The sequence below is a fragment of the Tolypothrix sp. FACHB-123 genome (assembly GCF_014697075.1).
In the GTDB taxonomy this organism is placed as follows: domain Bacteria; phylum Cyanobacteriota; class Cyanobacteriia; order Cyanobacteriales; family Nostocaceae; genus Aulosira.
In genome coordinates, this window is sequence record NZ_JACJRE010000026.1 from 96,634 (window position 1) to 107,413 (window position 10,780).

The following is a 10,780-nucleotide window of genomic DNA, read 5'->3' on the forward strand; positions in this document are numbered from 1 at the left end:
TTGATGTTTGTTGGTAACTAACCGATACCCTCAATAATGGGATGGAAGTAGAAAGCTATACCTAATACTGTATAAGCAGCTAATAATAATGTGCCTTCTAGCCAATTAGATTTACCATCAGAACTAATACTATTGGCAATTAACACGGATACTGCCACAGCTACTAATTCAAAAGGTTGAAAATTTAAATCCATCGGTTGACCTAGCACCCAGCCAGCTATCACTAAAACGGGAGCGACAAATAAAGCTATTTGCATACTCGATCCCACAGCTACAGAAACAGAGAGATCCATCTTATCTTTCATAGCTACAGTAACTGCGGTAGCGTGTTCCGCAGCATTACCTACAATCGGGACAATAATCACCCCAGTAAACAGTGCTGTCAAACCTAACTGAGATGTAGCTACTTCCAAAGAGTCAACTAGCATTTCTGACTCTAGGGCTACTAAAAGCGTACATACTAGCAGTACACCACTCCATAACCAAATATTTGGCTTTTTATGGGGGATTTCTTCTTCTTCTGTTTCTGCCATACCCACATCATATAAATAAGAATGGGTTTTCATCGAAAATAGCAGGGTGAGAGCATAGACCAAAATTAATACTATAGCCACAGCAACGGAAAAATTTTGGATGGTTTCTTCTCCAATCCCTATAGAGGTAATTTGCATCGCTGTGGGTAGCAGGATAGCAATTACCGCCAAATTCATGGCAGAAGCATTTACCCGCGCTACAATTGGCTGAAATGTCTGTTCCTTATGACGCAGCCCGCCTAAAAGCATAGAAAGACCCATCACTAGTAGTAAGTTACCAATAATCGACCCTGTAATACTGGCCTTGACTACATTGACAAATCCCGCATTCAGCGCCACCAAAGCAATAATTAGTTCTGTAGCATTACCAAAAGTTGCATTCAATAACCCCCCTAAGGAAGGGCCAACTACTACAGCTATTTCTTCTGTGGCTGTACCCATCCAAGCTGCTAGGGGCAGAATTGCTAATCCAGCTGTGATGAAAACTACCAGTTCTCCCCATTCCAAATAGTGGGCAGCCAAGGAAACTGGTATAAATAACAACAGTACGAGAAAGACAATGTTTTTTACTGACATCGATCGCTTTAAGTAGAAGGTATCTAGTCACAGATTTAATAGTCAATGGTCAATGGTCAAGGGGGAATAGTCAATAGGTATTGGGCATTGGGCATTGGGTATTGGGCATGGGGCATTGGGTATTCATTGTTGCAACTGACAACTAACAACTAACAACTGACAACTGACAACTAACTATTAACAATTCCGAAATTTTACGGTTTCTATTATTGCGTGAGATATGTAATATAAGATTGCGTTTTAAGTAGGTTTTGCAATGTTTTGTAGCAAAACTATAACTAGAGGTCGATATTTTACTGTAAAAATGCGGTTTAATATATTAAAAGACAATTAAGTTTATTGGCTCGACCAAATAAGCTCCCCAATCAGGAGTTTTTCGATGGATAATGATTTAGTTGCTTTTGGGAAAGGTCTGTGCGATAACGCAGATTTCCCGCTATACTAAAACCGCTTTCTTGGAAGGGCTGCATATCACAGTTGTTATCGGTACGGATTTTATATTTGAGCCTGTGAAGAAAGCTTATAAAGACCCGATTTGTCACAGTTGCAAGTTTTTTTTCGATTTTGGATAAATATACATGACATCTGCTGCTGAACTGCCAGCTAGTTCTGGCTCTAAATTCACGTCACAATACGATTCCAAACATACCCCGCAAAGCGATCCCCTGAGAACAGCAACGGGTGTATATGTCACGGTGCATGGTCATTTTTATCAGCCACCACGAGAAAACCCTTATCTAGACGCCATTGAACGCCAACCTAGCGCGTCGCCTTTTCACGATTGGAATGAGCGCATTCACTGGGAATGCTATCGTCCGAATGCCTTTGCTAGGGTGTTAAATGACCGGGGCGAAGTCATAGATATCGTCAATAATTACGAGTATTTGAGCTTTAATATCGGCCCCACGTTGATGTCGTGGCTAGAACGCCACGATGTGGAGGTTTATCAGCGAATTTTGGAGGCTGATGCTAAGAGTTGCCAACGCTTGAACGGTCATGGTAATGCGATCGCGCAAGTATACAATCACATCATCATGCCTTTGGCTAACGAACGGGATAAATGTACCCAAATTCGCTGGGGTAAAGAAGACTTCCGCTCCCGATTTGGACGCGATCCCGAAGGTATGTGGTTGGCGGAAGCGGCTGTAGATTACGCCACTCTCGCAGCTTTGGTAGACGAAGGAATTCGCTTTATTGTCCTCGCACCATCGCAAGCACAACGCTGTCGTCCTCTACCCACAAAAGATGATCCCCAGCCACAATGGCACGAAGTTGGCGGTAGTCAGATTGATCCCACCCGTCCCTATCGTTGTTATTTAAAGCCCACACTCAGCATTGCATCCTCACCTCTCGATGCAGTCTCTGACAAGGGAACATTAGATGATGCAGAATCTTTAGCTGGATTACCTTATATTGATATTTTCTTCTACGATGGCCCCATATCACGGGATATGGGTTTTAGTGATGTTGTCTATAGTTCTAGTCACTTTGCTGGACGCATCGGTTCTGCTGTCCGTGGGGATCATCGTCCAGCACAATTAATTTCTGTCGCCACCGATGGGGAAACCTTTGGACACCATAAAAAAGGAACTGAGAAAACTTTAGCCTACGCCTTTATCGGTGAGTTTCCCAATCACGGTTGGACAGTAACTAACTATGCACATTACTTGAGTTTAAACACTCCCACCTGGGAAGTAGAATTAAAACCCATCACAGCTTGGAGTTGTGCCCACGGTGTCGATAGATGGCAAGATGACTGTGGTTGCGGTGGAGAAGGCGGTGTTTGGCATCAAAAATGGCGTCGTCCGCTGCGTAATGCCTTAAATTGGCTGCGGGATCGGTTAATTGAGGTGTATGCAGAGTATGGGAAGCAACTTTTCTCTGATCCCTGGCTAGCAAGAGATGAATATATTGAAGTAATTCGCGATCGCTCTGCTGCTAATGTTACTCGTTTTCTCAGTCGCCATCAAACCCACAAACTCACCGCCGTCGAACAGATAGATGCTTTGCGTTTATTAGAAATGCAGCGTCACGCTTTGTTCATGTTTACCAGTTGTGGGTGGTTTTTTGAAGAACTTTCCCGCCCTGAAGGGACACAGATTCTGCGTTATGCTTCCCGTGCCTTAGAATTAGCGGGAGATGTGGCGGGCGTGCAGTTGGAAAAAGGTTTCCTCAAGCGCCTAGGTTTAGCCCCTAGTAATGTTGAGGAGTTTAAACATGGTTCTGAAGTTTATCGCCAACTAGTATTAACTGCCCAGATTAGTTTAAAACAAGTAGCCGCCCATTATGCGATTACTTCTTTGTTTGCCAATCATAAACCTACAGAGAGTTACAATTTTTTATCTGCACAAGATACTAATGGCAAACATCCTCATGTTTCCCAAAAACGGGTTTACTGTTATACGGCAAATGAATTAGATTACCAGTTGCAACGTATGGGATCGCTGACTTTGGCTGTCGGTCATTTGCGATTGGTGTCAGATATTACTTGGGAAAGCGAAGATTTAGTATTTGCAGTTCTTCATTTAGGCGGCTGGGATTTTCACTGCTGCATTCAGCCATTTGCCGGCAGACGAGACTACAGTCAAATCAAAGAAAAGCTGTTTGCTGCCTTACAACAAGCTAGTGCTGCCCAAACCATCTTGACGATGACTCAGGTATTTAGTGACGAAACCTTTAGCTTAGAAAATCTCTTTGCCGAGGAACGCCACCGAATTATGCGTTTGTTGAGTCAAGAAACACTGACAAGGTTAGACCAGCTATATACTCAAACATATCGAGATAATTACGGGATTATTGCGGCGTTTCACCGGGATGAATTAGCTGTACCGCGAGAATTGCAAGTAGCAGCGGAGATTGCTTTAGGTTATCGATGCATGACAACATTGCGATCGCTTGAGCAAGATATGGCTGAAGTGAAATTAACTCTAAATCACATCCTAGAATTAGAAGCGATCGCCAACGAAGCCAAGCATCTACGCTGTCACCTGGATATTCCCGAAGGCAAACAGATATTAGAACAGTTGATTACGCGCTTGCTTTGGCAATTATTGCACGATCCCAACGGTAATTGGGATGCAGATATCCAAGTTTTAGAACGGTTAATTGATACAGGATCTCAGCTAAATGTGGGTATCTCTCTGCATCGATCCCAAGAACTTTACTTCAGCTGCTTGCAAACTCAAATATTACCCCTGTGTATCTCAAATATTAATCATGGGCGAGGTAATTCGCAATGCAATCACTTGCTGAAACTAGGACAAAAATTAGGCGTCGACATGAATGGCATAATCAATCAATTACGCTAGTGGTTCGAGGTAAAAACCTTTCACTTATCCCATGACAACTGTACGGGCGGGTTTACAGATATCCTCAAATATCTATAAAAATCTCTCATAAACCCGCCCCTACGGACAATTGACAACTGACAACTGTACGGGCGGGTTCACGGATATCTTCGCCGATCAACGATGATCTAAATAAACCCGCCCCTACTGACAACTGACACGCAAAGTGCAATAAATAAAACCCCGGTGACTAGCCGAGGCTGATGGGAGAAGTTTTAATGACGATTTGATATAGCGATTAAGAAGGAAAAATTTTAGCTAACACCAAAAGCAAACAACAATAAAGCAGCAACTAATAAAGTTGCAACTCCAGCTTGAAAAGCGTAGCGATTTTGCTGCTCAGGTGAAGGGTACGCAGCGTAGTAAATTTCTGGTTCAGTAGAGTAGTTGTTGAGGATACCGTCTTCGTTAATTGTTGTATACATGGTTTGCTGTTCCTGGTTATTACCTTATGTAACTAAATTTAACGATTTTGTTACGAATGGTCAATAGGGGTTGACAACAAAAGCCTGATAGTATCAATAAGGGTGACTTATTAGGCAATTGCGATCGCACAGAAGCATCCAAGGTGTTGGGATTGCTTTGTTATCAGGGATTTTCAAATAAAAAACCAGGTCTGTAAGGGCACGGCAGTGCCGATGCCCCTACGGGCAATGATATAATTTTGTGCTGGATATTAAGTGATAAAGGCTATATCCGATAGGTGAAGGAAGAAAATGCGTAGGTTGGGTTGAGGAACGAAACCCAACGTTACCGGGGTTTTATTGGGTTTCACGATCTTCAACTTAAACGGGCACGGTAGTGCCGATGCCCCTACGGGCGATGATATAATTTTGTGCTGGGTATAAGTGATAAAGGCTATACCCGATAGGTAAAAGAAGGGCGGAGAAAGATTTTAGGTGAGACAGATATGCGATCGCAGTCTTGCCCCTAAAATAACGGTATTTTTGGAATTTAATATCTCTAATGAAGTTTTTTTGCTCGTGAATGAGACTCTTAAGGCTCAATTAGGTGTAAATTTAATGTAATCTTTGCAAGTAGAGCATCAAGCATAGAGTAGATAAATGCGATCGCGCTGCAAATTATTCCCTCACAAAAAAATCTCTTCCCATGCCCTATGCCCCATACCCATTTTTAAACTGTTGCGTAAATTGTAAAAAATTTTCTACCAAAGGCGTTAAACAGTTTTGCTGCCAAATCAGCGCAGTTTCTATTACAGGTGCTTCTTCCAATAAAGGACGATAAGTAACACCAGGCCTTTGCAGATTTTGTAGTGAAGATGGAGTAATCGCCAAACCTATTCCCGCCGAGACTAGTCCAATAATTGTCTGCATTTGCACTGCTTCTTGCGTAATGTGCGGTTTGATATTTCCCTGACTAAAAATATTCATAATCAAATCGTAAAGTCCTGGTGCGAGATAACGAGGAAAGACAATTAAAGGTTCATTGAGGAGATTTTGCACGGAAATATGTTCTGTTTGTGCTAATGCATGAGTTGGCGGTAAAGCCACAACTAAGGTTTGTCTGTGAATACACTGGTATGATATGGTATCATCTTCTAAAGGTGGATGAGCAAAACCTACATGAATTCCCCCATCTCTCAAGGCTTGCTCTTGTTGACTTGTGGTTAACTCCCTTAACACTAGTTCTACTGCGGGAAATTTTTCGCGAAATTGTCGCAAAATCAAGGGTAATAGGTCATAAATCACCAAACTAGTAAAGCCGATGCGCAGTTGTCCTGTTTGTCCTCTACCAATCCTTTGAGTTAAGGCGACTGCGGTATCTAATTGCATCAGTAGTTGATAAGCTTCTTGTAAAAACACCTTACCTGCTTCTGTTAGCTGTACTTGTCGCTTGGTTTGGCGATGAAAAAGTTTAACTCCGAGTTCTGCTTCTAGCTGCTGAATTTGTTGGCTGAGAGGCGGTTGTGCTATGTGCAGTCTTTCTGCGGCTTTACTGAAATGTAGTTCTTCCGCTACAGCAATAAAGTAGCGCAGGTGTCGTAGTTCCATATTTTTAATACTTTAAAAGTCTTAATTGCTAACTAATATATATTGGACATCTCAAAACAGCCTACATATCATACTCATATCGAGATCCCAGGAGTAGTAGAAAAAGCAATGTCAGAGAATTTCCGTAGTCAAGCAATTACACAGGGAGTACAGCGATCGCCTAATCGCGCTATGCTACGGGCAGTAGGTTTTGAGAATGAAGACTTTAACAAAGCAATTGTGGGTGTAGCTAATGCCTATAGCACCATCACGCCCTGTAACATGGGAATCAATAAATTAGCACAAAGAGCGGAAGCCGGAATTAAACTGGCGGGTGCAATGCCGCAAATTTTCGGCACAATTACCATTAGTGATGGGATTTCGATGGGAACTGAGGGAATGAAATATTCCTTAGTTTCCCGAGAAGTAATTGCAGACTCCATTGAAACAGTCTGTAATGGACAAAGTATGGATGGGGTGATTGCCATCGGTGGCTGTGATAAAAATATGCCAGGGGCGATGATTGCCATAGCGAGAATGAATATCCCGGCTATCTTTGTTTATGGTGGGACAATTAAACCCGGACATTATAACGGTAAAGATTTAACAGTTGTTAGTTCCTTTGAAGCTGTAGGTGAATATAGCGCTGGCAAAATTGACTCTGAAGAACTATTAGCAGTTGAACGTCAAGCTTGTCCTGGTGCTGGTTCTTGCGGTGGGATGTACACGGCTAATACTATGTCTTCAGCTTTTGAAGCAATGGGTATGAGTTTACCCTATTCTTCCACAATGGCGGCGGAAGATGAGGAAAAAGCCGATAGTACGGAAGAATCAGCCAAGGTATTAGTAGAAGCAATTCGCCATCAACTGTTACCCCGACAAATTATCACCCGTAAATCTATCGAAAATGCCATATCTGTAATTATGGCGGTGGGTGGTTCAACTAACGCCGTGTTACATTTTCTGGCGATCGCTCGTGCAGCTGGTGTAGAACTTAATTTAGATGATTTTGAAACTATTCGCGGTCGTGTCCCGGTTTTATGCGATTTAAAGCCCAGTGGTAGATATGTCGCCACAGATTTACATCAAGCTGGCGGTATTCCCCAAGTGATGAAAATGCTATTGGTACATGGATTACTTCACGGTGACTGTATCACCATCACAGGTAAAACCATCGCCGAAACCTTAGCACATATCCCCGACGAACCACCCGCCAATCAAGATGTAATTCGTCCTTGGAATCATCCGATGTATGCGCAAGGCCATTTAGCTATTCTCAAAGGAAATCTGGCGACAGAAGGAGCAGTAGCAAAAATTACCGGGGTGAAAAATCCCAGCATTACTGGCCCTGCAAGAGTATTTGATTCTGAGGAAGAATGTTTAGATGCCATCCTTGCAGGTAAAATTAAAGCTGGTGATGTGATTGTCATTCGCTACGAAGGCCCCAAAGGCGGCCCCGGAATGCGGGAAATGCTAGCACCTACCTCAGCAATAATTGGTGCGGGTTTGGGCGATTCTGTAGGTTTAATTACTGACGGACGCTTTTCTGGCGGGACTTACGGAATGGTAGTCGGACATGTTGCGCCTGAGGCTGCTGTTGGTGGTGCGATCGCTTTAGTCCAAGAAGGCGATAGTATTACTATTGACGCTCATGGGCGCTTGCTACAAATCAACCTTGACAATGCCGAATTAGCTAATCGTCGCGCTCAATGGCAACCCCGTCCACCCCGTTATACCAAAGGTATCTTAGCCAAATATGCTAAGTTAGTTGCTTCTAGCAGTGTTGGGGCTGTGACAGACTTAGATTTATTTAATTAAGTCATTTGTTAGAGACGCGATGAATCGCGTCTGTACAATTTCTTGTCCCTCTTCCCTGCTCAATGCCCAATGCCCAATGCCCCATGCCCATTTTAATTGAATGCGATCGCCTACTTAAACTATCCATAAAAAATGGTCACTTCCGGCTACGTCTTGTATCGTAAAAAGTAATGGCATCATCACAAATATAAAAATTATGGATAGTAGACAGCTGGCTCAATACATGGAAGCCACGGATAGCATCGCTAAACCTTGGCTATTAGTACAACTGCGCCTAAAAAAACTCCAAGAACGTCAAGCTCAGATTCCTCAAGAAGTTTATGTTGAGGAATTAGAAGATATCTTCCAAGATATGATGAACTTGGGCGAATGGTGGCAAGGTATCGAAGATGAGGTATTTTGATTAGTTAATAGTCAAAATTACCCAGAGTTAGCAGTTGTGTGTACTCTAGAGGGATGTTGTACACGCGATCGCACTTCAAGTTAACGTAATACTACAGTGCAATTAATTGAATCATCTCTCACAGATCCTCCCTGGCTTACCTTTATCAGGCTAGCAAGGGGGGATCACTTGTTGCTAGGGGTTAGGGACTAGGGACTAGGGACTAGAGGCTAGGGACTAGAGAATAGAAGAGGAAGTAGAGATGAAAAATGCCCAATGCCCAATGCCACTCGCCCTGAGCGAAGTCGTTCGCGTAGCGTCTCGAAGAGAAGGGATGCCCAATGCCCAATGCCCCATGACCTGATATAATCTCATCAAAAGACTCGCAGAATTTTCAATGGACTGGATTACTTTACTGCGATCGCTACAGTCTGATTTTATTAAGAGGTTAACATCTGGTTGTCTGCTTCATTGTGAAACAGAAGGTCAATATAGTGAGTTAACTATAATCTCTGGAGAGAGGTTAAAAGCACTCAGAGATTTTTGTTGGCAGATGGCTGAAAAATATAAACGTACTTCGCCAGTGCGGGATGTTTTTATTAATAATTTAAAAGGGAAACTCGGTGAGGAAGTTATTAAAGAGCGTTTAGGTGATTTTATTACAGAAGTTGATTATGAAAAACGTTTCGGTGGTGATGGTAAAATAGATTTTACTTTAACTGCTGACCCAGCAATTGGGGTTGAGGTAAAATCTCGTCACGGTACTATTGATAAGGTAAGATGGTCGGTTAGTTCGGAAGAAGTGGAAAAAAATGCAGTTGTTGTCTGTGTTTTAATCCAAGAAGAAGTACATGAAGCGCAAAGCGAATATCATCTTTTTTTAGCTGGTTTTTTACCAACACAAATGATTAAACTCAAAAGGGGGAGAATTGCTTTTGGGATTAATCAATTACTTTATGGTGGTGGTTTATATGCTTATTTGGAACAGTTACAAGGTGATAAACCGCTTCAACAAGCATCTACCAATAATAATTACCATCCGCCGCAAGTTACAGCAATTAATCAAAATAATCATCAGCTAACTAAGCTGTTTGCATATCCAAAAAAAGAAGAGGTTTTTTTAGAACCAGAACCCGATTTAAATTTAATATATGTAAATCTAGGCGATAAATCGTTTGAGCAAGGCGAATCTGATAAAGCGATTATCAACTATAATCAAGCCTTGCAACTTGACCCTGAGAATGCAGAAGTTTATTACAAACGAGGAATGGTGCGCTATCACTTGGGAGATTACGAAGGTGCGATCGCAGATTATACTCAAGTTATCCAAATTAATCTCAATCATACCAAAGCTTACCACCAACGGGGTTTAGCTCGTTATCAGCTAGGAGATTATCATTCAGCAATTGATGATTATACTCAAGCGATTAGAATTAATCCCCATGTAGCCGTAACTTACAGAAACCGTGGTGATGCTCGTTCTCATTTAGGCGATCGTCAAGGAGCTATTGAAGATTACTCCCAAGCTATCAAAATTAATCCCCATTATGCCGTTACAGATAAAAATAGCAGTATTTCTCGTTATTTACTGATAGAACAACAAAAATTTACCCAAACAATTAAGATTAATCCAAATGATGCTCTTGCTTATTATAACCGCGCCAAAGCCCGTGCTGATTTAGGCGATTATGAGGGTACAATTGCCGATTATACCCAAGCAATCAAGATTAATCCTAATTATGTGGATGCTTATTATAGCCGTGGTAACGCTCATTTTGATTTAGGCGATTATCACAATGCGATGAAAGATTATTCTTTGGTAATTAAGCTAAATTCTAACTATGTTGATGCTTATTATAATCGCGGTCATGCTCGTTTTGGTATTGGCGATAAGCAAGGCGCATTAGAAGATTTCCAAAAAGCAGCAGATATTTATTGGAAAGAAGGAAAGATAGCAGAACACAACGAAGCTAGAGAAAAAATTTTAGATTTAGAAATTGAAGAATCTTTGGATATTTTAAGTTTCTAATTTTGGTTCTTTAGTACTTGTTATGCTAAACTAACAATCAAAATGCCAGTTTAACAAGCATCTAATTCGGAAGTTTTCAAAGTTTCTAAATCCATAAGCCGAGC

7 protein-coding genes are annotated in these 10,780 nt (G+C 41.8%); 4 read left to right on the top strand and 3 right to left on the bottom strand.

Going from position 1 to position 10,780, the window contains the following annotated elements; genetic code table 11:
• Nucleotides 1-17: 17 nt before the first annotated feature.
• Nucleotides 18-1,109, bottom strand: coding sequence for a calcium/proton exchanger (gene cax, locus H6G41_RS18140; RefSeq protein WP_190747577.1), 1,092 nt, complete (start codon nucleotides 1,107-1,109; stop codon nucleotides 18-20).
• 578 nt (nucleotides 1,110-1,687) lie between these two features.
• On the opposite strand from cax, the gene H6G41_RS18145 reads away from it, so the two are divergent.
• Nucleotides 1,688-4,417 (top strand): DUF3536 domain-containing protein, encoded by a 2,730-nt coding sequence (locus H6G41_RS18145; RefSeq protein WP_190747578.1) that lies wholly within the window; start codon nucleotides 1,688-1,690, stop codon nucleotides 4,415-4,417.
• Nucleotides 4,418-4,710: 293 nt separating this feature from the next.
• Here H6G41_RS18145 and psb34 read toward each other — a convergent pair whose 3' ends face one another.
• Together psb34 and H6G41_RS18155 are read right to left on the bottom strand one after the other, a co-directional pair.
• Complete coding sequence (gene psb34, locus H6G41_RS18150) at nucleotides 4,711-4,881, bottom strand: photosystem II assembly protein Psb34 (RefSeq protein WP_190747579.1); 171 nt, start codon at nucleotides 4,879-4,881, stop codon at nucleotides 4,711-4,713.
• A 690-nt stretch (nucleotides 4,882-5,571) separates the two neighbouring features.
• A complete protein-coding gene (locus tag H6G41_RS18155; protein ID WP_190747580.1) occupies nucleotides 5,572-6,468 on the bottom strand; it encodes a LysR family transcriptional regulator in 897 nt (298 codons plus the stop codon).
• Nucleotides 6,469-6,576: 108 nt separating this feature from the next.
• Between H6G41_RS18155 and ilvD the strand changes: the two genes are divergently transcribed.
• The 3 genes from ilvD to H6G41_RS18170 all read left to right on the top strand — a co-directional run bounded on the left by ilvD (nucleotide 6,577) and on the right by H6G41_RS18170 (nucleotide 10,676).
• On the top strand, nucleotides 6,577-8,265 hold the full coding sequence (gene ilvD / locus H6G41_RS18160) for a dihydroxy-acid dehydratase (RefSeq protein ID WP_190747581.1): 1,689 nt from the start codon (nucleotides 6,577-6,579) through the stop codon (nucleotides 8,263-8,265).
• 196 nt (nucleotides 8,266-8,461) lie between these two features.
• Complete coding sequence (locus H6G41_RS18165) at nucleotides 8,462-8,668, top strand: hypothetical protein (RefSeq protein WP_190747582.1); 207 nt, start codon at nucleotides 8,462-8,464, stop codon at nucleotides 8,666-8,668.
• A gap of 376 nt (nucleotides 8,669-9,044) precedes the next feature.
• The gene (locus H6G41_RS18170) at nucleotides 9,045-10,676 is read left to right on the top strand and encodes a tetratricopeptide repeat protein (RefSeq protein WP_190747583.1); all 1,632 of its coding nucleotides are present in this window, start codon (nucleotides 9,045-9,047) and stop codon (nucleotides 10,674-10,676) included.
• Nucleotides 10,677-10,780: the final 104 nt, after the last annotated feature.